Origin of the sequence: Shewanella acanthi (genome assembly GCF_019457475.1) — a bacterium.
GTDB classification, from domain to species: domain Bacteria; phylum Pseudomonadota; class Gammaproteobacteria; order Enterobacterales; family Shewanellaceae; genus Shewanella; species Shewanella acanthi.
In genome coordinates this window covers 2,944,202-2,969,429 of sequence record NZ_CP080413.1, presented here as the reverse complement: position 1 = coordinate 2,969,429, position 25,228 = coordinate 2,944,202, and the positions used below count along the sequence as shown (strand labels likewise).

The window sequence follows — 25,228 nt, the reverse complement described above, 5'->3', positions numbered from 1 at the left end:
ATCAGGTTGGGGGAGATTATGGGATTAGATGCATACGTGAACACTTTTGGGGCCGTGTGTAAGGCTCGCTATGGGCAACGGCTTCGTAAGCTCACGATTGATGCCAAGTTCACTTGCCCGAACCGTGACGGCAGCCTCGGGCGCGGGGGCTGTACCTTTTGTAATGTCGCTTCTTTTAGTTATCAAGAATCCGAACCTCTCACTATTACTCAGCAATTGCAGCGGGGAAAGGAGCGTTACAAACAGGCAAAGCCAAAGCTGACTGCTGATAAGTTTATTGCCTATTTTCAAGCCTACACGAGTACCTACGACGAGTATCAAGTGTTGATGGCGAAATATGATGAAGCGGTTGAAGACGGTGAAATTGTTGGTTTGTGTGTCGGGACTCGCCCCGACTGTGTACCCGATAACGTGCTCGATTTACTTGTGAGTTATCAACGGCGAGGCGTAGATGTTTGGCTCGAACTTGGTCTGCAGACGGCGAATGATTTGACCTTAAAGCGGATTAATCGTGGTCACGATTTTGCTTGTTACTGTGATACGGTTAAACGCGCTCGGGAGCGAGGCTTAAAGGTTTGCACCCATCTTATCCTTGGCTTGCCGGCTGAAACTCATCACGATTATATGACGACGCTTAACGCGGTGTTAAAACAGGGAGTAGATGGTTTGAAGCTACATCCCCTGCATGTGGTTGAAGGCAGTACTATGGCCAAATCTTGGCGCGCTGGCCGTTTGCCACTTTCAAGTATTGAAGAGTACGCTCAAAGTGCAGGAGAGCTTATTAGGCACACGCCTAGGAATGTGATTTTTCACCGAGTCACTGCCTATGCTAAGAAACCGATGTTACTTGCGCCAGATTGGTGTGGCTATCGTTGGAATGGCTTAGTCGCCATCACCGAAAATTTGAGGCAATACGGTGGGCAGGGGAGTGCATTGGTGGTTAGTAATGTGGGCTGAAGACCAGGGAATGCTGCAATTTCTTGATAATCAAGCGCTCTCAATAATGTTGGGGTTTTGTTAATATTGTAATAGTTTCAAGCTCATTTGCGGCCAGCAGTTGCACTGCCGATTTTAGTGGGTATCATGTCTTAAACCTGTGTTAAGAATTGGACTACTTAAGGGAGGCCTAGATGGCCACAGTGGAATTAGAAACAATCCTAGATCTCAATACGTTAGAGCAATACTGCAGTGCAATTGGTGCTGGCACTCTGCTTAAAAGCGTGATTTTATTTGAGCAATTAATGCCTGAATATGTTGGAAATCTAGTTAAGGCTAACGAAGCTGGCGATAAAGACACTCTCTGCTCTGAAGCTCATAAGTTTAAAGGGGCAGCAGGTTCAGTTGGCTTAAAACGCATTCAGCAGATTGCACAGTTATTGCAACACGGTGATGAAGCAAAATGGACGACTGAGCATAGCACATGGGTTGCGCAGATTGTTGAGTTTGCCAGTGCGGATTTACAGCATTTGAAACAGTTTTTACAGGCAAAAGCCTAATCATCAATAATTAAGGTGCAGCATTTTAGCTGCACCGAGTGATTTTTAAGATATCGCTATCTAATCTTACCCCTCATTATTTCATTCCCCTTCGCTAATATCGATTCTGCTCACAATATTACATAGTTAGATTGTCCGCTTATTGATAAGTTAAGCTATTGTTGATTTAATTTGTTAATTCAAAATTAGTGCGGCAATCGATTAAATGAAAAGCTTACCTAGCCTTAAAAATCTCTACTATCTGGTGAATCTGCATCAGGAGCAAAATTTTAACCGCGCCGCTAAGGTGTGTTTTGTCAGTCAATCAACGCTGTCTAGCGGTATCCAAAATTTAGAGGAGCAGTTAGGGCACCAGCTTATCGAACGTGACCATAAATCCTTTATGTTCACAGCTATTGGCGAGGAAGTGGTGCAGCGTTCACGTAAGATTTTAACCGACGTCGATGACTTGGTTGAACTGGTAAAAAACCAAGGTGAGCCGATGACAGGAGACATCCGACTAGGATGTATTCCGACAATCGCCCCTTTCTTACTAAGTCGTGTGGTCAAGCAATGTCAGCAGTCCTATCCAGCCATGAGTTTATTGCTTAAGGAAGACACGACTGAACGCTTATTGGATGCACTGGGTAAAGGTGAGCTTGATTTACTTATTCTAGCGCTCCCCGTAGATACCAGTGGTTACCATAGCATGAAAGTCGGCATTGACCCTTTTAAGATGGTGATCCATAAAGATTTAATTGGAACTGTACATCAGCCAGTTGATTACCAGACGCTGCCAGATGAGAGCATTTTCCTGCTGCAGGGGGAGCATTGTATTACGGGCCATGCAATAACTGCCTGTAAACTGGGTGATAGCGCTAAGATTAATCCCTTTGCAGCAACCAGTTTGCATACCTTAGTGCAAATGGTGGACAGTAAATTGGGGACGACGTTCTTACCACAGATGGCGATTGATGCGGGGATCTTAAATGATACCGATCTTGAAGTGATGACGCCTCCGGGCGAAGCGCCTTACCGCGATATTGGTTTAGTTTGGCGTCAGACAACCAGCCGTATTTTGACCTTCCGTACCCTTGGCTTACTGATTCAAAAACTGTTAGCCAAAGAGAGCCAATAATTGGGCGTCCTAGAGCCTAATTTGATTTAGGTTCTAGGTTTGGTAGGTGTCTTATGTTCTCAATGGGGAGATTTATTGAACAGACTTGGGAGTAACGCCAAACACTTCAATAGAGTGTTGTTTCCCTTTTAATTTGACGTGACCCAGATTTGTTAGTTGATATTCACTATTGGGGTTTTCTAAACGACCTGCTAATGCGCCTGAAATCAACATACGCTGACCTAGTGGATTACATTGATCCTGCAGGCGAGCTAATGTATTTAGCACATCACTAAAGAAACTAATCTCTTGTTTTTGCACGCCGACGACAGCTGCGACAACTTGCCCACAGTGGGCAGCGGCTTTGAACTTAGGCACAAAGCCATAGTGTTCTTCAAAGTAACGTCTTTGCCAGTTAAGCTGTTGACTGAATTCATAATAGATATTCATACAGCGATCGTGTACTACACCTTCTTCTAACGGCCAGTGAATCAAGACCGCATCCCCCATATAGCGATAAATCTCGGCATCATTATTGGTTATGGTGTCCGAGAGTAGGCTAAAACAATCCTGAATAAGCCTGCTAAAACGATAATCACCGAGGGATTCAGCATGAGTCGTTGAAGCCACCATATCCAAATACAGGAATAAACGCTGTTCGTATCTGGGTCTGTGGTATTTACCTAAACCAATGTTAAGCAGAATACGTGGGCCAACGAGCAGCGCCATTTGTTCGACAAAAGCTAAGCTGACCCGCACCACCACTAAATACACAATTAATGCCTGGAAGGATGGGCTGTAGAGAATATGTGCCGTTAACATTTGTCTTAGGGTAGACATATGGTTTTCAATGGCCCACATATTCAAGAATTGGGTCATATAGGCGAGTGTTGTTGCCCCAAGCAAGAGAAATAATCCCTTGAAAATTACTGAAAAAATATAAGGAAGTCGATTAATGGCGCTAAAGTCTGCAATCAGGTTAGACATCCAGTGCAAACTACCAAAAATGATCCCCATATAAATTGCCAGGGTCGCAAGATCGGCCGAACCCACCGCCCACTGCGGTAGTTCTGGCGATTGCGCGTAACGAAAAAACACGAACGCAGCCATAGCAATTGCCCAAGCTAATATGGCAAACAGAAGTTTTGTGGCTTGTCTACGTGCTCTCACAGATTACTAGTTATCCGAATACGGCAGTTATTTTCAGGATGCGGTAGTTTATAGAAAATCATCTGTCCTGTGCCAGTCATATTTGTGATCTGGATCAATCGGAGCCCATATCCTTGCGAAAATTTATCCAAAAACTTTTCTCAAAATCATGGCAGTGAACGCGGTCTTCAAATAAAAACCACGGGGATTCGTCATTTTTAGTCCGCCATCCTCAGCAATACTTTGGGTTAAAGTCCTGCTGTTAGCCGCCTTGGGTCTTAGCTGAAGTACTTCGCCATGCCTTGCGGTGAGTTTCTCAACTCTACCTAGGGCAATTTGCTCCATGATTTCTTCCCAATCTTGCTGCAGTAATGCTTGTTCCTGCTGGTCTGGCTCCCAAAGAATAGGAGTGCCTATTCTGCGTTCAGCAATGGGGATATGGCGCTCACCTTCAACGGGAACCCAGAGAACTCGTTGTAACTTGTGGCACACTAAACTGTTCTGCCATGTTAAACCTTCGATATTCGTTAAGGGAGCTACGCACACATAGGTGGTTTCTAGGGGCTTGCCTTGGCTGTCGATGGGGATGGTTTTTAATTCAACCCCAAGGTGGAGGAAATCCTGTTCAGGTTTTGAGCCTGCGGTTGCACCAAGTTCCATTTCTATTAGTTGGCCAACCCAGCCCTTATCACGCTTGAGATCTTTAGGGACTGACACCCCGAGACTGGCTGCAATTTGCGATAGGTTAACGCCCGCCATCATATCAGCGCGTTTTAGCAGTTCATCAAGATCTTGGGGGGGAATTATTGATTTCATGGGGGAATATTACTGGAAAATACATCTTTAGCAACGCTGTATAAAAAATGAGCTTAATAATTTCATCATGTTTTACTGATAGCTAACTTCTGTAAGTGCATGATTATATTTTGTTTGTCATTAACAGCACCCTTAAAGGGGAAGAATATTCAAAGTTACTCGCGGCTTTCCCTTGCGTTTCTCACACATTTATCCACAGATATTATGGATAACTCACAAAAAATGAGGGCTTAACCGATTAAAAAACTCAAGTCAACAGTAAATACGGCCATTTTTAACGACTTATGTGGGCAATTCAGGGAGAGTGCTGTGTATAACATAAGTGATGTGAACATGTGAAAAAATCAAAATAAGGGTAGGTTAAAAAATGTTCTATTTGAGTTTTTGTTATAAATAATCGATCTTCACCTTAACTAAGTGGTTGAAGTGTAATGTTTTATTATTTTTGTGTTTAAACAGGTTTTTATGGGGATAAGATGTTTTTTGAACGATATCCAGAGTTTAAGCCAGTTTCGAACAGAGATATCCACAGAATTTGTGGATATCCACGATGTTCTCTCCCTGCAGTTGTTGATAAAACTGATACTTTGGCAGAATTATCCCAGTGCTCGCATGAAATAGAGGTTTGCTGAGAGACTTGCTTTGTGAAACAATCAGTTTATTAAAAGTTATCCTTATTTGGAGTCCATGTGATTGATAGCGACGGCTTTCGCGCAAATGTGGGCATAATAATTTGTAATAGATACGGTCAAGTGATGTGGGCAAGGCGTTTTGGCCAACATTCATGGCAATTTCCTCAGGGTGGTGTTGATGATGGTGAATCAGCTGAGGAAGCGATGTACCGAGAATTATACGAAGAAGTGGGTTTAAGACCTGAGCACGTTACGATATTAACCTCGACACGTTCTTGGTTAAGGTATCGTTTGCCTAAACGTTTAGTCAGGCAAGACAGTAAGCCTGTGTGCATCGGTCAGAAACAAAAATGGTTTCTGTTACAACTAAAAAGCCAAGATAGTGCGATTAATTTGAGTTCTTCAGGTCACCCCGAGTTTGATGATTGGCGCTGGGTCAGTTATTGGTATCCTGTGCGTCAAGTTGTATCATTTAAACGCGATGTTTATCGTAAAGTAATGAAAGAGTTTGCGGTGACCGCATTGTCATTCCAGACCCAAGAAATACCTAGGAAACGGGGAAGGCAAAAGGCAATAGGCTGATTTTCAAAAGAGGATTGAAAACAGTGTTAAATACGCTCAGGGATATTACTCAGGCAGTGGCTTCAGCCCACAGCCTCGATACTGCGTTAGAGGTCCTAGTTTCATCTACAAAAGCGGCGATGGAAACTCAATGTTGTTCGGTCTATATCCTTGATCAGAATGAGCTAGTGTTATCTGCCACCGACGGTCTTGAAAAAAGTGCGGTCGGCCATGTCCGTATGCCCTTAACTCAAGGTTTGGTGGGCTTGGCCGCCGAGAGGGAAGAGGCGGTTAACCTTGCCGATGCAAGACTTCATCCCAGATTCAAACTCTTTCCTGAAGTTGCCGAGGAAGAATACCGCGCCTTTTTAGCCGTCCCGATCATTTACCAAAAGGCTGTTGTTGGCGTTATTGTTGTACAACAGGCGAGTGCTCGCCAATTTAGCGAAGGTGAAGAAGCCTTCCTGATGACCCTAGCTGCCCAGCTTGCGATGGCGGTTCGTGGTTTAAAACAAAAAGCCCAAGTTAGCTCACTCGAACATCAGATATTATTCCAAGGCACAGCTGCTTCAAATGGCATTGCGATTGCCCATGCATTTGTGCTTGGTGGTGAGATTTCCATCGAGCAGCCAGAAGTCAAATGTGAAGACATAGCACTAGAATCGGCTCGTCTAATGGCGGCGATGGGGCGTTGTAAGGAAGCGGTAAGTGCATTATCCCAACGTTTTGACCGTGAGCAGGATGAAGAAGTCGTATCTATCTTCAATGCGTTACTGCTACTTCTCGACGATGCCAGCCTAGGTGGTGAATATGCCCGTGAAGTACAGCAAGGCTGGGAAGCCGAGTCTGCGGTAAGCCGTGTGTCCCTTCGCTATATCCAGCAATTTATGGCTATGGAAGACCCTTATCTTAAAGAGCGCGCCAGTGATATTCGCGATCTCGGACAACGGGTGTTACGTCAGCTCATTGAGCCTGAGCGATTAGAGCTTGAACCCGATAAGCCTGTGATTTTAGTGACCCGTGAAGCCGATGCGACTATGCTCGCCGAATTTCCACGCCAAAAGCTTGCCGGTATTGTTACCGAACTTGGCGGGGTAAATTCCCACGCCGCGATATTGGCAAGGGCGTTAGGCGTGCCTGCTATTACTGGGGTTGAGCAGTTACTTTCCGCCGATATTGATCAAAAACTGTTAGTGGTTAATGCTAGCCGTGGCCAATTGATGGTATCGCCATCGCCTGCAATTGTGAGTGAATATCGCAGCCTCATTTCAGCGCAAAAGGCGTTGCAACGCCAATATGCCCAAGAATTAGCGCTACCTTCGATAACTCTCGATGGCAGCCGTATCCGCTTGTATTTAAATGCCGGCTTATTGAGTGGGGTAGCCTCAGAGATCGCTGAAGGCGCCGATGGGATAGGGCTATACCGAACCGAAATTCCGTTTATGCTGCAGCAACGTTTCCCAAGCGAGTCGGAGCAGATTAAGGTCTATCAGCAGGTGTTATCTGCTGCATCTGGCAGACCCGTTGTGATGCGAACCCTTGATGTGGGCGGCGATAAGCCATTGCCTTACTTCCCCATTAAAGAGGATAACCCCTTCCTAGGTTGGCGGGGGATTCGTCTATCGCTCGATCATCCCGAGCTGTTTTTAGTGCAATTAAGGGCGATGTTACAGGCGGGCAGTGATGGCAAGCAGCTCAGTATTTTGCTTCCTATGGTTAGCAATTTAGATGAAATTGACCAGTCATTAGAATACTTGCATCAGGCCTATGATGAGCTCAAAAATGATTTTGATAGTCAGTTAGTGATGCCGCGTATTGGTATTATGCTCGAAGTACCAGCGCTGCTTTATCAATTAGATGAAGTGGCAAAACGGGTGAATTTTGTCTCTGTGGGCAGTAACGACTTAACCCAGTACCTGCTAGCAGTTGATCGAAATAATCCGAGGGTGAGTTCACTATTTGATAGTTATCATCCTGGCATTTTACGGGCGCTGCATCAGGCCCGTCTGGATTGTGATTACCACAAGCTTGATATCAGTATTTGTGGTGAATTGGCGGGCGAGCCGATTGGTGCGATTCTGTTAGTGGCGATGGGGTACTGTCATTTAAGTATGAACCAAGGCAGTTTAGCGCGTATTAATTACCTACTGCGCCGAGTTTCTCGTGATGACTTGGATTCGTTGCTGGCACAGTCATTGAGCCTATCTAACGGTTTTCAGGTGCGGGAGTTGGTTAAAGAATATTTAACCCAAAAAGGCCTAGAGACCATTCTTAACTAATTAACTAATAGTGTCTTTTGCATTAAGCTAGGGCATCGTTTATCACGCAGTAGGGATTCGAGTGGATAGTTTGCTGTCGGTATTTTTTATTTGCCTTGGGCTTGGCGCATTTGTTGGATTTATGGCTGGGCTATTGGGAATCGGCGGCGGTTTAATTGTGGTTCCCGCGTTAATTTATATCCTGGCTTCTGTGGGTATTGCCGCAACCAATTTACCCCATATTGCGATTGCTACTTCCCTTGCAGCCATCATTCTAACCTCCATTTCTTCAGCGAGGGCTCACCATAAGCGGGGGAATGTGCCCTGGCCACTGTTTCGCACTATGATGCCGGGTATCTTGCTTGGGGCGTTAATGTCAGGCTTTATTGCCGAACAAATCCCTGCAGCAACGCTGCAATCAGTGTTTGCAGTCTTCGTGATTCTAATGGCTGTTCAAATGGCTTATCCGGTTCAGGCGCAATCACATCGCCAGTTACCTGCTCAAGGTGTGCTTTTTGTTGTTGCCGTAATAGTGGCCATTATTGCGGGGTTGATGGGGATTGGCGGAGGAGTGCTTTTAGTGCCGTTTTTAACCTTCTTTGGTCTTGAGATGCGTAAAGCCGTCGGATTTTCAGCCGCTACGGGATTATTAATCTCCTTGTCGGGCAGCTTAGGGTATATAATTGCGGGTTTTAATACGCCGGATTTACCTGATGGCACACTAGGTTATATCTATTTGCCTGCGCTGTTTGGCCTGATTATGACATCAATATTGATGGCGCCAGTAGGAGTTAAGGCGGCGAGCACTTGGCCTACTTCCGTACTAAAAAAAATATTTGCAGTTTTACTCCTTTGTGTCGGCTTCAAGTTAATTCTGAGCTGATGTTCGTTTTGAGTCCTCGATTTGAGGCAGTTGATGGATAAGTTATGGCATTGAATTTTCCTAATATTGATCCTGTGATCGTCAAGTTTGGTCCCTTTGATATTTTCGGACAAACCTTTGAACCCGCGCTACGTTGGTACGGTTTTACCTATTTGGTGGGCTTTGTGGCGGCGATGTGGTTACTCAACCGAATGGCGGATCGCTCAAATGGCTTGTGGAGTCGTGAGCAGGTGTCTGATCTGTTGTTTTATGGTTTTCTAGGGGTGATCTTAGGTGGCCGTATCGGCTATGTGATTTTCTATCATTTTGATTACTTTCTCGCCAATCCAATGTATTTATTCAAGATTTCCGAAGGTGGTATGTCATTCCACGGTGGATTGATGGGGGTGATTACCGCCATGATTTACATCGCTTGGAAACAAAAACGCACCTTTTTTGCGGTAGCTGATATGGTTGCACCAGTGGTACCTATTGGGCTAGGAGCTGGACGTATCGGTAACTTTATCAATGGTGAACTCTGGGGACGTGTTACTGATGTGCCTTGGGCCATGGTGTTCCCAACCGGTGGTCCGGAGCCGCGTCATCCTTCGCAGCTATATCAATTTGCCCTCGAGGGCGTTGCTTTGTTTCTTTTGCTTTATTGGTTTAGCAAGCGAACCACTAAAGTGGGGGCGGTATCGGGCATGTTCCTCTTAGGCTACGGTGTGTTCCGCGTTATTGTGGAAACCGTAAGACAACCTGACTCGCAGTTGGGCCTCTACTGGGGCTTTATGACGATGGGACAAATACTCTCAGTACCGATGATTTTATTCGGTTTATATCTCATTCTTCGTCCACAGGGTAAGCAGTAATGCAACAGTATTTAGACTTAATGAAGCACATCTTAGCGGAAGGTGTGGATAAAACTGACCGTACTGGAACGGGTACTCGCTCGGTTTTTGGCTATCAAATGCGGTTTGATTTGAGCAAGGGGTTCCCCTTAGTCACGACTAAGAAATGCCATTTACGCTCGATTATTCATGAGCTGTTGTGGTTTCTGAAGGGCGAAACCAATATCGCTTACCTACGTGAGCACAATGTGAGTATTTGGGATGAGTGGGCCGATGAGAACGGTGATTTAGGCCCTGTTTACGGCGCCCAGTGGCGCAGCTGGCCAACTCAAAGTGGCGATGCCATAGACCAGATTTCCCAAGTTATTGCCCAAATTAAGGCTCAACCGGATTCTCGCCGTTTGATTGTTTCAGCGTGGAACGTTGGGGAGCTAGATAAGATGGCGCTGGCGCCTTGTCATGCTTTCTTCCAGTTTTATGTGGCAGACGGTAAGTTGTCATGTCAGTTATATCAACGTAGCTGTGATGTGTTTCTAGGTTTACCTTTCAATATCGCGAGTTACGCGCTGCTGACCATGATGGTCGCCCAACAATGCAATTTAGCATTAGGAGACTTTGTTTGGACTGGCGGTGATACCCATTTGTATTCTAATCACATGGAGCAAACGGCGCTGCAATTAACCCGCGAGCCAAGACCTCTTCCAACAATGACGATTCTGCGTAAACCTGACTCCATTTTCGATTATCATTTCGAAGATTTTGAGTTAACGGGTTACGAACCTCATCCTCATATCAAAGCTCCTGTCGCCATTTAACGGTTAAACTTTCGACTGATACCTCGGGATTATCGAGGTTTTCAGTCGAAACTATCGATTATATTTGTTTTATAGCTTCGTCTACACTGATTCAATGATGAATTTATGGAGAGTGAGATGGAAAAAGCTATTCGAAATTTCTTAAGTCAGGAGTCCGCCGGAGGCATATTGCTGTTAGTGGCGGTTGTCTTGGCGATGCTGATGGCTAACTCACCTTTAGCTGGGTTATATCAGGGATTTTTAGGGACTGAAGTTCAAGTACGTGTTGGTGCATTAGATCTACATAAGCCACTGTTGTTATGGATTAACGATGGTTTAATGGCATTATTCTTTTTACTTATTGGCCTAGAAGTTAAGCGTGAACTGTTAGAGGGCGCATTGTCGAGCGTGGCTAAAGCGTCCTTGCCTACCTTTGCGGCGATTGGCGGTATGCTGGTTCCTGCTGCTATCTACTTAGTATTCAATTATGGTGATCCGGTAACTCAAGCGGGTTGGGCTATTCCGGCTGCGACCGATATTGCCTTTGCGCTGGGGATTATGGCGCTCCTTGGTAGCCGCGTCCCTGTGGCGCTTAAGGTATTCTTGTTAGCGTTAGCGATTATCGATGACTTAGGTGTCATTGTGATTATTGCGCTGTTCTACAGTAGCGATCTGTCCACCATCAGCTTGATTGTTGCGGGTATTTCGATTGTCGGCCTGGTTGCACTTAACCGAAAAGGGATAACTGCATTGGCTCCCTACGGTGTATTAGGATTAATCCTGTGGATTGCAGTACTTAAATCCGGCGTACATGCAACGCTGGCTGGTGTGATTATCGCCTTCTGTATACCGTTACGAGCTAAAGATGGCAGTTCACCGTCAGAGCATTTAGAGCATAGCCTGCATCCTTGGAGCACATTCCTTATCCTGCCGGTGTTTGCTTTTGCTAATGCGGGTGTTGCGCTAGATAACATGAGTTTAGAGACATTAATTTCCCCTGTGCCTGTGGGTATTGCGCTGGGCTTGATGTTGGGTAAACCCATAGGTGTGATGTTATTTAGTTTTGTCGCGGTAAAACTCAATCTTGCCAAACTGCCTGACGGTATTGGTTGGAAACAGATTGCTCCAGTTGCAGCAATGTGTGGTATTGGTTTTACCATGTCGATGTTTATTGCCTCTCTGGCCTTTGAACAGGCTGCTCCACTCTACGGCGATCTCGCTCGTTTAGGGACGTTAATCGGTTCCATTTTGGCAGCAACCATAGGCTATTTCTGGTTATCAAAAGTGTTACCTGAAAAAGGAGCATCAAAATGATCAAAAACAAGTACGTGTTATTGACGTTGTTACTAGGAATGTCTTCTGGCGTCATGGCCTCGCAGATTGAAGCTTGTAATCAGCAAGCTACATCACCTACCTGCCAAAGTTACCTTGAAGGGATTGTTGATGGGGCTCTGATGTTCAAATCCGAGGCCCTAGGCGCAAGGCTTGAAAGCAATGGTTATGAGTCTCGCGCGCTTAAATATCGTAGTGGTAAACGATTCCAAGAAGCTAACCGTACCTATTGTGCTAATCGTATACCTGATCGTGATGATTTAGTTTCAGGTGTAACTGAAGCCGTAAGTACTGGGACTGCGGAGGATTTAGATCAATTGCAGGCAATAGTTGTTAACCTACTGGATTGTCAGCGGTTAAAATAAATACGTATCGCGTCTGCGCGTACTACACACTTTTTAACTTTTAGATGTCATTTGCCGCCCGAAGCGGTATTAGCTAAAGGACTGCTGTGACAATGCTGCACCTTAATTACAATCACTTGTATTATTTTTGGATGATCAAGAAAAAGGGCTCGGTCGCGAAGGCGGCTGAAGCACTTTGCCTTACCCCGCAAACCATTACTGGACAAATCCGTGCTTTGGAAGACAGATTAAATGGCAGTCTCTTTAAGCGTGTTGGGCGAAATTTAGAGGCCACAGAGCTGGGTGAATTAGTTTATCGCTATGCCGAAAAGATGTTTTCCTTAAGCTACGAAATGCTCGATTTACTCAATTATCAAAAGGATAATGCGATCCTATTTGAAGTGGGTATTGCCGATGCGCTTTCTAAAGCCCTATCGAGCAGAGTACTACTTTCGGTTGTGCCCAATGATGGTTCCATGCACCTTGCTTGTTATGAAGCGACTCACGAAAGCTTAATGACTCGCCTTAGGGAGCATAAACTGGATATGATCCTGTCTGATTGCGCAGGTGAGTCCCTCAAATATCCTGAAATTCTGTCCAAAAAGCTCGGTGAATGCGGGGTCAGTTTTTTTTCCGCCGAAACCTATAGCGCCGATTTTCCCGCCTGTTTAGAACAAGCGCCACTGCTTATTCCTGGTCGTAGAACCTCCCTTGGTCAGCAGCTTTATCGATGGTTCGATGAGCAAAACCTGAAGGTGAGCATTTTGGGGGAATTTGATGATGCAGCGATGATGAAAGCTTTTGGCTATCTTAAACGTGGTATCTTTGTAACCCCCTCAGTGTATCCGCAGGAGGTGATTTCCAATGGCATGCACCTTCTAGGGGAAACCCTCGATGTGAAAGAGGAATATCATGTGATGTTTGCCGAACGGATGATCCAGCACCCTGCGGTAAAACGTCTCTTAGAGACTGACTTTAGTGATTTATTCGCGGGCCTCGATACTCAGGTGAAGCCCTGCTAGCCTAGAAAGTGAGTTATCCACGCATCGACACCTTCGCGCCTAAACTGCTAGACTATGCGCAAATTTGTTAGGGGAGATAGACCTTGGAATTAATGAACATCGCGCGGGTTCGCTGGGCATGTCGCCGCGGAATGCTGGAATTAGATGTATTGTTTCAACCATTCGTCGAGAATGTATATCAACAATTAAGCGATGAAGACAAAGCCTTATTCGTTCGTCTGTTAGAGTGCGAAGATCCCGAGTTATTTGCTTGGTTCATGGGCCATGAAGCTTGCCCTGATGCCGAACTAGCCCGCATGGTTGTACAAGTCCGTGGAAGAGCGGCGCCATAGTTTTAGCGTTTCCTCTTCATTCGACCAGCGTCTCTCGCTGGTCGTTTTTATCCTTGTCTGTTCAACTTCTTTTCTCGTTTGGCCATCACCCGATAACCTTCTATTAAGGCTATTTAAATATGTGCTTATTGCTGTGGTATTCGTCTTTTTAATACACAGTTTGTGGCGCTTAGGGGATTGGCAGCGACGTTTCAGCCTCAATGCTAATGGGGAAGGGCGGCTAGAGGATGGTGAGGTCTTTTATATTTTAAAGGAGACTCGGGTAACGCCGTTTGTCTGCCTTATCTATTACGTGGCGAATGATAAAAAGCAGTTATTACCCATCTGGGCGGATATGCTAAGTGATACTGATTATCGCCACCTTTGCCGATTATTGCTGCAGGCCAAAACAAAACAGGCTAAATCCCATCTCGAGACTTAGCCTGTTGTTATTCAATCACCACCGACTTATTTTTCCGGTTGCAGAATGGTTGGCATTGGTGAATCTAACTTCTCGGGGTGGTCAATGTTGTAGTGCAGACCTCGGCTTTCTTTGCGGTCCATCGCGCAGCGGATAATCAGTTCTGCTACTTGCACTAAGTTACGCAGTTCGAGCAGGTTGTTACTCACTCTAAAGTTACTGTAATACTCTTGGATTTCTTGCTGCAGCATCAGGCAGCGGCGTAGGGCGCGCTCTAAACGTTTGTCAGAGCGCACAATACCCACATAGTCCCACATAAAAAGACGCAGTTCATGCCAGTTGTGGGCAATTACCACTTCCTCATCAGAGTTACAGACTTTGCTCTCATCCCATGGCGGGATTTGCCCTGGCATTGGAATTTTAGCGAGCTGGCTTTCAATATCTTCCGAGGCGGCACGGGCAAAGACTAAACACTCGAGCAGTGAGTTACTCGCGAGGCGGTTCGCACCGTGCAGCCCCGTGTAGGCAACTTCGCCGATAGCATAGAGGCCATTAAGATCGGTTTGACCGTGAAGGTCTGTCATCACGCCGCCACAGGTGTAGTGGGCCGCAGGCACAACAGGGATAGGATCTTTCGTGATATCGATACCAAGATCTAAACAGCGACTGTAAATAGTCGGGAAGTGCTTGATTACAAAGTCACTGTCTTTATGACTGATATCGAGGTACACACAGTCGGCACCTAAGCGTTTCATTTCATAGTCGATAGCGCGGGCAACGATATCGCGGGGGGCAAGTTCGGCACGCTCGTCAAAATCCGGCATAAAACGGCTGCCATCAGGGCGGCGCAGGTAGGCGCCTTCACCACGAAGGGCTTCGGTCAGCAGGAAGTTACGTGCATCAGCATGGTATAGGCAGGTTGGATGGAATTGGTTAAATTCCATATTGGCAACGCGGCAACCCGCACGCCACGCCATGGCGATACCATCACCACTGGCAACATCTGGATTTGAGGTATATTGATAAACCTTAGAGCTACCGCCTGTGGCTAGAGCCACAAATTTAGCTTTTATAGTTTCGACCTGCTCGGCATTACGGTTCCAAACATAGGCACCAAGTACTCGGTTGCCTGGGCGATTGAGTTTACGGGTCGTGATTAAGTCGATGGCGTTATAGCGTTCAAGCACCTGAATATTGGGATGCGACATAGCGCGTTCTTGCAACGTTGTTTGCACCGCTTTACCTGTTGCATCGGCGGCATGCAAAATACGTCTGTGGCTATGGCCACCTTCACGGGTTAAGTGATAGGGTGCGTCTTGCTCATTTCCATCATTGGTTTCTTCTTTATCGAAGGCAACACCACACTCGATAAGCCATTGCATCGAGCTTTTGGCGTTTTCTGCCGTAAAAGTCACGACGTCTTTGTCACACAGGCCTGCACCGGCAACTAACGTATCTGAAACATGGGATTCGATGGTATCCCCTTCATCAAAAACCGAGGCGATGCCGCCCTGTGCGTATAACGTAGAACCTTCCGAAAGAGGGCCCTTTGAGAGTAAGATGACTTTAGCTTTTTCAGCGAGATGCAAAGCGAGTGTCAGACCTGCGGCACCGCTACCTATGACTAATATGTCAGATTGGTGTTCAACGACTTGTTTCATCGAGTATCATGATATGGCTGAGAGTGCTGTCTATGGTAAACCAACTGATGAATTATGGGTACTTTCCTTTTAGCCTTACTTTTTTTGTATAATTTTTAGAACTTTTTTACATGCCGCTAGTCTACATAAGGGAATATGATTCGAGCGACTGAGAAATCAGCATTTTAGATTTGGGAGAAGTCGGCTCGGATGAGTGGACAATTAAGTGATCAACAATTAGTTGAGCGCGTACAACGGGGTGATAAAAACGCTTTTAACCTGTTAGTGCTTAAGTATCAGAGTAAAGTGATCAGCTTGATTTCACGTTATGTGCGTAATCAAGCGGACGTTACCGATGTGGCACAGGAAGCCTTTATCAAAGCCTATCGAGCTTTGGCAAATTTTCGAGGGGAAAGTGCGTTTTACACTTGGTTGTACCGCATTGCAGTAAACACTGCGAAGAATTATCTCGTATCACAGGGGCGCCGCGCGCCAGCAAACGATGTTGATGCAGAGGAAGCTGAATATTACGAAGGCAGTGATGCGCTAAAGGAGTTTGCCTCCCCCGAGCGTTTAATGTTGTCCGATGAAATCAAAAAAGTGGTTTTTGAAACATTAGAGACATTGCCTGAAGAATTACGCATGGCTATCTCGCTGCGTGAGCTCGACGGTATGAGTTACGAAGATATTGCTATCATCATGGATTGCCCTGTTGGGACAGTAAGATCACGTATCTTCCGTGCCCGTGAAGCAATCGATAAAAAACTCCAGCCTTTATTGGAAGAGTAACACCCTTAAATTTAGACAGGTGAATAATGGATAAATTAGGTCAAGAATGGGTATCTGCCGCTGTCGATGGAGAGACGGATGCACAGACGTTGGCAGAATTAGCCGCTGATACACATTCGCATAATAAATGGCATAACTACCATTTAATTGGTGATGCTATGCGAGGTGAATTGCCTCAGACAATGGTGTTAGATCTTTCTGCAAGTATTGCCGCTGCAATTGAGCTTGAACCTGCCATTGTGGCACCACAAGCGGCATCAACTGCAACGCCAGCAGTGGTCAATTCTGCTCAAAGCAAGGTTGTGCCACTGTTCAAGCAATTTGGCCAATACGCTATTGCTGCAACGGTTGCTATGTTTGCGATTGTTGGCGTACAGAATTTTAGTGAGCCAAGCGATGATGCAGCGTCTCCATCGCCAGTGTTAATGACCCGTCCTCTTGTGGGCAGTGCATCACCTGTGAGCTTACAGACGGGACCTGCACCACAAAACCAAAGCTATACTAATGATCAGATGAATGAGCAACGTCGTCGAATTAATACTTATATTCAAGATCATATGTTGCAACAACGATTGAATACCGGTGCAGTTGTTGAAGACAATAGCGAGGTTATTCCGGTTCCTGTCAATCAGTAGTAAGGAGTTAGCTTGCGTCTAATCCTGTTGGCTTTGTTAGCTTTCGTCTTCCCAGTTGTTGCCGCGGAAGATATGCCTGCCAAGGTTTGGCTTGAGAAAATGAGCCAAGCCTTAAAAGAGAAAGAATTTAAAGCATCGATTATTCAACTTCAGGCCGATCATATTCGGCCTTTGGTTTATCTTCATGGTAAGGTAAATAATCAAGAAGTCGCTTTCCTCGAATACCTCAATGGTCCACCGAAAAATGCCGTTCGAGTAGGCAACAGAGTCACCTTTATCGAACACGACCAGCCTGCTTACAGTATTCAATCTAACCATATTCAGGGCGTGTGGCCTGCGGCATTTTCGGCCAAAATGAGCGATTTGGAAGTGGGTTATCAATTTGTGCTCGGGGGCAGAACTCGTATTGCGGGACGTCCTGGGCAGATGATCCGCCTATTACCTAACGATGAGTATCGCTACGGTTTTCAAATCTGGCTTGATATGGACACCTATTTACCACTGCGTTACGACATGTTGACTCAAGATAAACAATTACTTGAGCAAATCATGGTGATTGAGCTGGTTGAGTTTAATGAGCCGCCTTCAATCCTGCAGGAAGCCTTTAAGCAAGAATGGCCCGCAGTGATTGACCAAGCCGAGCGTCAAGATGGACAAAACTGGCAATTCTCATGGTTACCAGCGGGCTTTAGTGTAGTTGTTCGCGATCACCATAGATTAATAGGCAGTCACGAAGCCGTCGAGTACATCGCGCTTACCGATGGCCTTGCCAATATTTCTGTTTATGTGGCGAGAGCCGGCTCTACGCCCTTACCAGAGGAACTGATTACCCGTAACGGCCTGTCGTTGGTTTCTGAGAGTGTGGGCAATGCCGAGGTGGTTGCAGTGGGTAAAGTCCCAACTGAAACCTTAGCTCGTATCGCTAAGAGCTTGATGCTGGAGTAGTTATCCTATGATGGAGGAAGTGGCGCGCGTCATTGGTAGTGATAATCAGGGGTGGCTGACGGTTGAAGTTGAGCTAAAAAGTACCTGCAAAAACTGCAGTAGCAGTGAGTCCTGTGGCACATCTGCAGTAGCACAAGCCTTTAGCGCCAAAACCCAACAATTTTCGATTCAAAGCGAGCGCGCCTGTGATGTGGGCGAGATGCTTAAATTAGGCTTGCCCGAGAGCGTTATCTTAAAAGCAGCGGCACTGGTTTATGTCGTACCACTATTAGGCTTATTTGTTGGCGCACTTTTAGGCCAGTTTCTAGCCACTTTCGTTGAGCTTAATAGCGATTTATTGGCCATCGTGTTTGCAATGTTAGGTACTGCAATAGCTTGGTTATTTGGTAAAGCTAAAGCCAAACAGCTCGAAGGCGAGTCACAGCCAGTGATTTTGGCCTACCTAGGGAAAACAATCACCGTCGAAAATCAATAACTCTATACCCATTCAAAGTCGTTAATTGATCAATACAGGTGATTTAATCCGTCGTTTATTAGCTCAAAGGACAAGGATGAGTGAATCTGATTGGTATTGAAACCGCAATCAGGTACAATTTCGCACCTTTGAATCGTATCCATTTTCAGTAATAGTCATTGCAGCATAATGAAACACATTAGAAACTTCTCAATTATTGCCCATATCGACCATGGTAAATCGACGCTATCAGATCGTCTAATTCAGGTTTGTGGCGGTTTATCCGATCGTGAAATGGATGCTCAAGTTCTTGATTCTATGGATTTAGAGCGTGAGCGTGGTATCACGATTAAGGCGCAAAGCGTTACGTTGGAATACAAAGCTAAAAACGGCGAAACATACCAACTTAACTTTATTGATACGCCTGGTCACGTGGACTTCTCCTATGAAGTTTCCCGTTCATTAGCCGCCTGTGAAGGTGCTTTGCTGGTAGTCGATGCTGGCCAAGGTGTTGAAGCGCAAACCTTAGCAAACTGCTACACCGCATTAGACATGAATCTTGATGTGGTGCCAATCCTGAACAAAATCGACTTACCACAGGCCGATCCTGAGCGCGTAGCCGCCGAGATTGAAGACATCGTGGGTATCGATGCGATGGATGCAGTGCGCTGCTCCGCCAAAACCGGTGTGGGTATCGATGACGTATTAGAAGTTATCGTTGACCAAATTCCACCGCCTGAAGGCGATCCTGATGCGCCACTTCAAGCACTTATCATCGACTCTTGGTTCGACAGCTACTTAGGCGTTGTCTCTTTAGTACGTATTAAAAATGGTGTACTGAAGAAGGGCGATAAGTTCAAGGTGATGTCTACTGGACAAAACCACACCGCCGATCGCGTGGGTATTTTCACGCCAAAACAAACCGACAAAACCGAGCTTAAAACCGGTGAAGTAGGTTTCGTTATCGCGGGTATTAAAGAGATTCACGGTGCGCCAGTAGGTGACACCTTAACGCTGGCTAAGCATGGCGCAGAGAAGCCATTACCTGGTTTTAAGAAAGTGAAACCTCAGGTTTATGCCGGTGTATTCCCTATTTCTACCGATGAATACGAGAACTTCCGTGACGCACTGAACAAGCTGAGTTTGAACGATGCTTCCTTATTCTTCGAACCAGAAAGTTCATCTGCATTAGGCTTTGGTTTCCGTATTGGTTACTTAGGCTTGCTCCACATGGAAATCATTCAGGAGCGTTTAGAGCGTGAGTATGATCTTGACCTGATTACCACAGCTCCAACGGTTGTGTACGAAGTCGTGTTGACCAGCGGCGAAACCATCTATGTTGATAACCCAGCAGATTTACCTGCCATTAATAACATTGAAGAGATGCGTGAGCCAATCGTTGAAGCTAACATTCTGGTACCAAAAGAATACTTAGGTAACGTAATCACTCTATGTATCGAAAAACGTGGTACCCAAGTGAACATGGTATACCACGGTAACCAAGTGGCTGTGACTTACCATCTGCCAATGGCGGAAGTGGTGATGGACTTCTTCGACCGTCTGAAATCAACCAGCCGCGGTTATGCGTCACTCGAATATAACTTTATTCGCTTCGATCCTGCTGATATGGTGCGTTTAGACATCCTGATCAACGGTGATCGCGTTGACGCGTTAGCGATGATTATTCACCGCTCTAACATTCGTCACCGTGGTTTGGCGTTGGTTGAGAAGATGAAAGAACTTATTCCACGCCAAATGTTTGATATCGCGATTCAGGCCGCCGTAGGCAGCCAGATCATTGCCCGTTCTACCGTAAAAGCCCTGCGTAAAGACGTCACGGCTAAGTGTTACGGTGGTGACGTTTCCCGTAAGAAGAAACTCTTAAATAAACAAAAAGAGGGTAAAAAACGGATGAAACAAGTGGGTAACGTCGAAGTACCACAAGAGGCCTTCCTCGCGGTACTGAAGCTAAACGAGTAAGGCTCGATTAGCACAAGTTAGCCTGATTATTGCGCCGCAGTTTGCGGCGCTTTATTTAGCTTATCGTTTGTTCAGTGGTGTTTTTTCACCGATACGGTAAGTTAACTAAAGTTCGATAATCTACATACAATAGTCGCTGAGTTTGGATCTTTACATTTCAAGGCAGGAGTTCAATAAGTAATGGCAGCCTATTTTTCCCTTATTTTAGTGCTGGTCACCCTGACATCAGGGCTGATTTGGTTAGTCGATGTGCTGGCATTTGCCCCCAAACGCCGTGAAAGTTTGGCCCAAGCAAAGGCCGCTCAGCCTGAGTTGAGCGAAGAGGCTGAATACAATATAGTTCGTGAGCCTGCCGTGGTTGAAACCGCGCACTCTATCTTCCCGGTTATCGCTTTTGTATTGATTCTCCGCTCATTTATTTATGAGCCATTCCAAATTCCATCGGGTTCTATGATGCCAACCCTGTTGGTTGGTGATTTTATTTTGGTCGAAAAGTTTAGCTATGGCCTTAAAGACCCGGTTTGGCGATCTAAACTGATTGAAACGGGTGAGCCTAAGCGCGGTGATGTGATTGTGTTTAAATATCCAGAGAATCCGCAAATTGACTATATCAAGCGCGTCATTGGTTTACCGGGTGACAGAATTATTTACCGCAATAAGCAGTTGATGATTCAAAAAGCCTGTGATGAATCCCAAACCAACTGTCCAGAGCCAGAAGTCGTTGCCCGTACCGAAATTAGCCGTGGCGATTTTACGCAGGATGGCGTGCCTTTACTGCGCTATCAAGAGCAGCTTAGCGATGTGGCACACGATATTTTAATTAACCCGAGTCGCCCTGACATGTTGGGCTATTTTAAACGTGAAGCAGGACTCCCTGCGGGGGAGTTCTTAGTGCCAGAAGGTCATTACTTTACTATGGGGGATAACCGCGATAACAGTACCGATAGTCGTTTCTGGGGCTTTGTACCAGAGGCTAACTTAGTCGGGAAAGCAGTCGCTATTTGGATTAGTTTTGAATTTGACCGCACAGAAGCAGATTTCCTGCCGACTTGGGTACCAAGTGGCGTGCGTTTTGAGCGAGTAGGTGGAATTAAGTAGCATGGAACCGATTAAGAATTTGCCACGTCTGTGCCGTACCTTAGGTTATGAGTTCAAAAATATGGACTTATTAACCCAGGCATTGACCCATAGAAGTGCGGCAAATAAGCACAATGAGCGTTTAGAATTTTTAGGCGATTCGATTCTATCAATTGTGATTTCGGATGCGTTATATCACCAATTTCCAAAGGCAACCGAAGGTGATTTGAGTCGTATGCGGGCAACGCTTGTTCGCGGTGACACCTTAACGCTTATTGCGAAGGCATTTAAGCTAGGGGATTATCTGTTTTTAGGCCCTGGTGAGCTGAAAAGTGGTGGCTTTAGACGTGAATCCATCCTTGCCGATGCGGTTGAGGCCATTATCGGTGCGATTTACTTAGATTCGGATTTAGAGGTTTGCCGTAAACTGTTACTTAACTGGTATGCAGAGCGTCTCGCCGAAATCCAACCAGGCGTGAACCAAAAAGACGCTAAAACCCTATTACAGGAATATTTACAGGGCCTTAAGAAACCGCTTCCCGATTACCAAGTGATCAATATAGAAGGCGATGCCCACGATCAAACATTCACTGTTGAATGTCGTATAAATGACTTGAGTCAGAGCGTTATCGGTGTCGCGAGTTCGCGTCGTAAGGCCGAGCAAATTGCCGCTGCTCAAGTATTGGAGTTACTGAAGAAATGACCAAAAAAACAGACTTGCCAGGTATCGATGCCGCAAACGCGAGCAATGAGCCGAGCTTAGATGAATTACTGGCAAGGATGAATGCAGCAAGTACAGCTGCGCCAACGGTGCACTATGATGTGACCTATTGTGGTATGGTAGCGATTGTTGGCCGCCCAAACGTGGGTAAATCGACCTTACTGAATCGTTTGCTTGGGCAAAAAATCAGTATCACCTCGAAAAAACCGCAAACCACTCGTCATCGCATCATGGGTATTCATACCGATGGTCCGCGTCAAATCGTGTTTATCGATACCCCAGGTCTGCACATTGAAGAGCAGCGCGCCATCAACCGTTTGATGAACCGCGCCGCGGCAAGTTCATTAGCCGATGTGTCTATGGTCATTTTTGTGGTCGATGGCATGACTTGGACCGCTGATGACGAAATGGTGCTCAGCAAATTACGCCGTGGCGGTGAAGAGCGTAAAACCGTTCTTGCTATTAACAAAGTCGATAATATCAAAGACAAAGAAGCGCTTTTCCCTTATTTGGAAGAGATTGCGAAGAAGTACCCCTTCGATGAAATTCTGCCGGTTTCAGCGAGTAAAGGCACTAACGTTAAACGCATTCTGGATATGGCATCAGAATCTCTGCCCGAGAATCCCTTCTTCTTCCCTGAAGATTATGTGACCGACCGTTCCCAGCGCTTTATGGCCTCTGAGATCGTCCGAGAAAAACTGATGCGTTTTTTAGGGGATGAATTACCCTACGACGCCACGGTGGAAATCGAGCAGTTCAAGATGATGGAGAACGGCGTATATCAAATTAACGCCCTAATCCTTGTTGAGCGTGAAGGCCAAAAACGTATGGTGATTGGTAGCAAAGGTGAGCGCATTCGCACCATCGCCACCCAAGCCCGTCTCGATATGGAAACCCTGTTTGATAACAAAGTGTTCCTCGAAGTGTGGGTGAAGGTGAAATCCGGCTGGGCCGACGATGAGCGCGCCCTACGAAGCCTTGGTTACGGCGACGATTAATCGAGCCTGAGCCGCTGACAGATGAAACGTGGTTATGTTCTGCATCATCGTCCCTATCGCGAATCCAGCGCACTGGTCAATCTCTTGGTTGATGGTGTAGGGCGCGTTGATGCAGTTGCCAGACTCGGCAGTGGCAAACGTTCGATTAAGAGTATTCTTCAGCCTTTTCAGCCGCTAATTTTCGAGTTCAGCGGCAAGTCCGAGCTAAAAAACTTAACCCAAATTGAGGCCGCGGCGCCCGCCATTCCCTTAAGCGGTTATAGCCTCTATGCTGGCATGTATATCAACGAGTTGTTGATGCGTACTCTATCGGTACACCACAACGCTGAAGCGCTTTTTTTTATCTACCATCAATCCTTGATAGCGCTAGCAACGGAGTTTTGTGAGTCCAAACTGCGTTACCTTGAGTTGGCACTGCTAAGGGAGCTCGGCGCTATGCCATCGCTTATTCGAGATACCCAAGGGGAGCCTCTAATGAGCGACTATTTTTATCAACTCATCCCTGAACATGGTTTTCAGTTTGTACTCAATAGCCGAGCGAGACACGCATATCAAGGTGAGATGCTTATCGCTTTGAATGATAATCAACTGATTGAACCGCAGTTTATGAGCGCTAAGCGTTTGATGCGCGCTATGCTGCAGCCTTTACTTGGCAATAAACCGCTCGTAAGCAGGCAGTTGTTTATCAATGCGGCTCATTCAACAAACTCAACTAGTTTAATAAGCTCAACTAACGCAACTAAATCACAGCCCAATACAGGGAATAATTAACCCAGAGTCTGTATTTCGCTGCGCCTACCAGTACAATAGACGCATTGTTTATTTTAAAAGTTTGCATTAACTGCAGGCTCAAGTATTAGTCCTACAAACAAGGAGTTCCCGATGAGCGGTATTTTATTGGGTGTCAACATCGACCACATCGCCACTTTGCGTAACGCCCGTGGTACTAGTTATCCAGATCCCGTTCATGCAGCAGCCGTTGCAGAGCATGCTGGCGCCGATGGTATTACCATTCATTTGCGTGAAGACAGACGCCACATCATCGACCGCGATGTTTATTTACTGGCTAAGACCCTGAAGACGCGAATGAACTTCGAGTGCGCCGTCACTGAAGAAATGCTCAATATCGCCTGTGAAGTCAAACCCACTTACGTTTGTTTGGTCCCAGAGAAGCGTCAAGAAGTGACCACTGAGGGTGGTTTGGATGTGGCGGGACAATTAGACAAGATCACCGCAGCAGTGACGCGCTTAGCCGCAGAGGGCATTAAAGTGTCATTATTTATCGATGCCGATAAAGACCAGATTGACGCAGCACATGCCTCTGGCGCGCCATTAATCGAAATCCATACCGGTTGTTACGCCGATGCGAAAACCGACGAGGAAGCGGCAAAAGAGCTTGCTCGCATCACCGAAATGGCGAAATACGCCCACGGCAAAGGCTTAATTGTCAATGCAGGTCATGGATTGCATTACCACAACGTTAAACCGATTGCGGCCATTCCTGAGCTCTATGAGCTTAATATCGGTCACGCAATTGTCGCCCGTGCGGCAATTGATGGTTTAGCGACGGCGGTTAAGGATATGAAAACCCTGATGCTAGAAGGGCGCAGAGGCGAGTAATGGCAATTGTCGGTTTAGGTACAGATATCGTTGAGATTGGGCGCATTGAGGCACAGGTTGCACGTGGCGGTGACCGGTTAGCAAAGCGAGTGCTAACGGAAGCTGAGCTTGAGATTTACCTAAATCATAGTCAGCCAAGTCGATACCTCGCCAAACGTTTTGCGGCAAAGGAAGCCGCCGCTAAGGCACTAGGAACGGGTATCGGCCGAGGCGTGTCGTTTCAACATATCCACATTGGCAACAATAGTGATGGTGCGCCGACCATTCAGTTTACCGATGGTGCGCGCTCAAGGCTCGAGTTACTTAAGGGCGCGGTTGGCCATATCTCTATCGCCGATGAAAAGTCCTACGCTATTGCTACGGTTATACTCGAATCTGTTTGAGTATAACCGCACTTGAGATAAGTCTTGATTGCTCATAAGAA

At 46.1% G+C, this 25,228-nt stretch carries 27 protein-coding genes; 24 read left to right on the top strand and 3 right to left on the bottom strand.

What is annotated here, in order from left to right:
- The first annotated feature begins 18 nt into the window (after positions 1 to 18).
- From mnmL to oxyR, 3 genes are all read left to right on the top strand, one after another.
- A complete protein-coding gene (mnmL, locus tag K0H61_RS12840; RefSeq protein ID WP_220049750.1) occupies positions 19 to 957 on the top strand; it encodes a tRNA modification radical SAM protein MnmL/YtqA in 939 nt (312 codons plus the stop codon).
- 173 nt (positions 958 to 1,130) lie between these two features.
- The gene (locus tag K0H61_RS12835; RefSeq protein ID WP_220049748.1) at positions 1,131 to 1,496 is read left to right on the top strand and encodes an Hpt domain-containing protein; all 366 of its coding nucleotides are present in this window, start codon (positions 1,131 to 1,133) and stop codon (positions 1,494 to 1,496) included.
- A 205-nt stretch (positions 1,497 to 1,701) separates the two neighbouring features.
- On the top strand, positions 1,702 to 2,613 hold the full coding sequence (oxyR, locus tag K0H61_RS12830) for a hydrogen peroxide-inducible genes transcriptional activator OxyR (RefSeq protein ID WP_220049747.1): 912 nt from the start codon (positions 1,702 to 1,704) through the stop codon (positions 2,611 to 2,613).
- Between the two features lie 72 nt (positions 2,614 to 2,685).
- Here oxyR and K0H61_RS12825 read toward each other — a convergent pair whose 3' ends face one another.
- Both K0H61_RS12825 and mutH read right to left on the bottom strand, forming a co-directional pair.
- On the bottom strand, positions 2,686 to 3,762 hold the full coding sequence (locus tag K0H61_RS12825) for an adenylate/guanylate cyclase domain-containing protein (RefSeq protein ID WP_220049746.1): 1,077 nt from the start codon (positions 3,760 to 3,762) through the stop codon (positions 2,686 to 2,688).
- 123 nt (positions 3,763 to 3,885) lie between these two features.
- Positions 3,886 to 4,557 (bottom strand): DNA mismatch repair endonuclease MutH, encoded by a 672-nt coding sequence (gene mutH, locus K0H61_RS12820; RefSeq protein WP_220049745.1) that lies wholly within the window; start codon positions 4,555 to 4,557, stop codon positions 3,886 to 3,888.
- Between the two features lie 689 nt (positions 4,558 to 5,246).
- On the opposite strand from mutH, the gene rppH reads away from it, so the two are divergent.
- The 10 genes from rppH (at position 5,247) to K0H61_RS12770 (ending at position 13,966) form a co-directional block, all read left to right on the top strand.
- Positions 5,247 to 5,771 (top strand): RNA pyrophosphohydrolase, encoded by a 525-nt coding sequence (gene rppH / locus K0H61_RS12815; RefSeq protein ID WP_220049744.1) that lies wholly within the window; start codon positions 5,247 to 5,249, stop codon positions 5,769 to 5,771.
- A gap of 23 nt (positions 5,772 to 5,794) precedes the next feature.
- Positions 5,795 to 8,029 (top strand): phosphoenolpyruvate--protein phosphotransferase, encoded by a 2,235-nt coding sequence (gene ptsP, locus K0H61_RS12810; RefSeq protein ID WP_220049743.1) that lies wholly within the window; start codon positions 5,795 to 5,797, stop codon positions 8,027 to 8,029.
- 61 nt (positions 8,030 to 8,090) lie between these two features.
- Positions 8,091 to 8,891: a sulfite exporter TauE/SafE family protein gene (locus K0H61_RS12805; protein ID WP_220049742.1), complete on the top strand. Its 801-nt coding sequence runs from the start codon at positions 8,091 to 8,093 to the stop codon at positions 8,889 to 8,891.
- A 44-nt stretch (positions 8,892 to 8,935) separates the two neighbouring features.
- Positions 8,936 to 9,742, top strand: a complete 807-nt coding sequence (gene lgt, locus K0H61_RS12800; protein ID WP_220049741.1) for a prolipoprotein diacylglyceryl transferase — start codon at positions 8,936 to 8,938, stop codon at positions 9,740 to 9,742.
- Positions 9,742 to 10,536, top strand: coding sequence for a thymidylate synthase (gene thyA, locus K0H61_RS12795; protein WP_220049740.1), 795 nt, complete (start codon positions 9,742 to 9,744; stop codon positions 10,534 to 10,536). The genes lgt and thyA overlap by 1 nt, the downstream gene beginning before the upstream one ends.
- Positions 10,537 to 10,653: 117 nt before the next feature.
- Complete coding sequence (gene nhaA, locus K0H61_RS12790; RefSeq protein WP_220049739.1) at positions 10,654 to 11,829, top strand: Na+/H+ antiporter NhaA; 1,176 nt, start codon at positions 10,654 to 10,656, stop codon at positions 11,827 to 11,829.
- Positions 11,826 to 12,212, top strand: coding sequence for a hypothetical protein (locus K0H61_RS12785; protein ID WP_220049738.1), 387 nt, complete (start codon positions 11,826 to 11,828; stop codon positions 12,210 to 12,212). The genes nhaA and K0H61_RS12785 overlap by 4 nt, the downstream gene beginning before the upstream one ends.
- Before the next feature lie 92 nt (positions 12,213 to 12,304).
- On the top strand, positions 12,305 to 13,213 hold the full coding sequence (nhaR, locus tag K0H61_RS12780) for a transcriptional activator NhaR (protein ID WP_220049737.1): 909 nt from the start codon (positions 12,305 to 12,307) through the stop codon (positions 13,211 to 13,213).
- 83 nt (positions 13,214 to 13,296) lie between these two features.
- Positions 13,297 to 13,545: an FAD assembly factor SdhE gene (locus K0H61_RS12775; RefSeq protein WP_220049736.1), complete on the top strand. Its 249-nt coding sequence runs from the start codon at positions 13,297 to 13,299 to the stop codon at positions 13,543 to 13,545.
- Positions 13,526 to 13,966 (top strand): protein YgfX, encoded by a 441-nt coding sequence (locus K0H61_RS12770; protein ID WP_220049735.1) that lies wholly within the window; start codon positions 13,526 to 13,528, stop codon positions 13,964 to 13,966. The genes K0H61_RS12775 and K0H61_RS12770 overlap by 20 nt, the downstream gene beginning before the upstream one ends.
- Positions 13,967 to 13,992: 26 nt before the next feature.
- Here K0H61_RS12770 and nadB read toward each other — a convergent pair whose 3' ends face one another.
- Positions 13,993 to 15,606, bottom strand: a complete 1,614-nt coding sequence (gene nadB / locus K0H61_RS12765; protein ID WP_220049734.1) for an L-aspartate oxidase — start codon at positions 15,604 to 15,606, stop codon at positions 13,993 to 13,995.
- 189 nt (positions 15,607 to 15,795) lie between these two features.
- Between nadB and rpoE the strand changes: the two genes are divergently transcribed.
- From rpoE to acpS, 11 genes are all read left to right on the top strand, one after another.
- A complete protein-coding gene (rpoE, locus tag K0H61_RS12760) occupies positions 15,796 to 16,374 on the top strand; it encodes an RNA polymerase sigma factor RpoE (RefSeq protein ID WP_220049733.1) in 579 nt (192 codons plus the stop codon).
- 26 nt (positions 16,375 to 16,400) lie between these two features.
- Entirely contained in the window at positions 16,401 to 17,009 is a 609-nt protein-coding gene (locus K0H61_RS12755; RefSeq protein WP_220049732.1) for a sigma-E factor negative regulatory protein, read from the top strand.
- A 12-nt stretch (positions 17,010 to 17,021) separates the two neighbouring features.
- Positions 17,022 to 17,954, top strand: a complete 933-nt coding sequence (locus K0H61_RS12750; protein ID WP_220049731.1) for a MucB/RseB C-terminal domain-containing protein — start codon at positions 17,022 to 17,024, stop codon at positions 17,952 to 17,954.
- Positions 17,955 to 17,961: 7 nt separating this feature from the next.
- Complete coding sequence (locus tag K0H61_RS12745) at positions 17,962 to 18,429, top strand: SoxR reducing system RseC family protein (protein ID WP_220049730.1); 468 nt, start codon at positions 17,962 to 17,964, stop codon at positions 18,427 to 18,429.
- 168 nt (positions 18,430 to 18,597) lie between these two features.
- Entirely contained in the window at positions 18,598 to 20,388 is a 1,791-nt protein-coding gene (lepA, locus tag K0H61_RS12740; RefSeq protein ID WP_220049729.1) for a translation elongation factor 4, read from the top strand.
- A 180-nt stretch (positions 20,389 to 20,568) separates the two neighbouring features.
- Positions 20,569 to 21,486: a signal peptidase I gene (lepB, locus tag K0H61_RS12735; RefSeq protein WP_220049728.1), complete on the top strand. Its 918-nt coding sequence runs from the start codon at positions 20,569 to 20,571 to the stop codon at positions 21,484 to 21,486.
- A gap of 1 nt (position 21,487) precedes the next feature.
- Positions 21,488 to 22,168: a ribonuclease III gene (gene rnc / locus K0H61_RS12730; protein WP_220049727.1), complete on the top strand. Its 681-nt coding sequence runs from the start codon at positions 21,488 to 21,490 to the stop codon at positions 22,166 to 22,168.
- Complete coding sequence (gene era / locus K0H61_RS12725; RefSeq protein ID WP_220049725.1) at positions 22,165 to 23,184, top strand: GTPase Era; 1,020 nt, start codon at positions 22,165 to 22,167, stop codon at positions 23,182 to 23,184. Before rnc ends, era begins: the two co-directional genes overlap by 4 nt.
- Positions 23,185 to 23,205: 21 nt before the next feature.
- A complete protein-coding gene (gene recO, locus K0H61_RS12720) occupies positions 23,206 to 23,955 on the top strand; it encodes a DNA repair protein RecO (protein ID WP_220049724.1) in 750 nt (249 codons plus the stop codon).
- Positions 23,956 to 24,066: 111 nt separating this feature from the next.
- Positions 24,067 to 24,804 carry a pyridoxine 5'-phosphate synthase gene (gene pdxJ / locus K0H61_RS12715; RefSeq protein ID WP_220049723.1) on the top strand — a complete coding sequence of 246 codons (738 nt, stop codon included), beginning with the start codon at positions 24,067 to 24,069 and terminating at the stop codon, positions 24,802 to 24,804.
- The gene (gene acpS, locus K0H61_RS12710) at positions 24,804 to 25,187 is read left to right on the top strand and encodes a holo-ACP synthase (RefSeq protein ID WP_220049722.1); all 384 of its coding nucleotides are present in this window, start codon (positions 24,804 to 24,806) and stop codon (positions 25,185 to 25,187) included. The genes pdxJ and acpS overlap by 1 nt, the downstream gene beginning before the upstream one ends.
- The last annotated feature ends 41 nt before the right edge of the window (positions 25,188 to 25,228 follow it).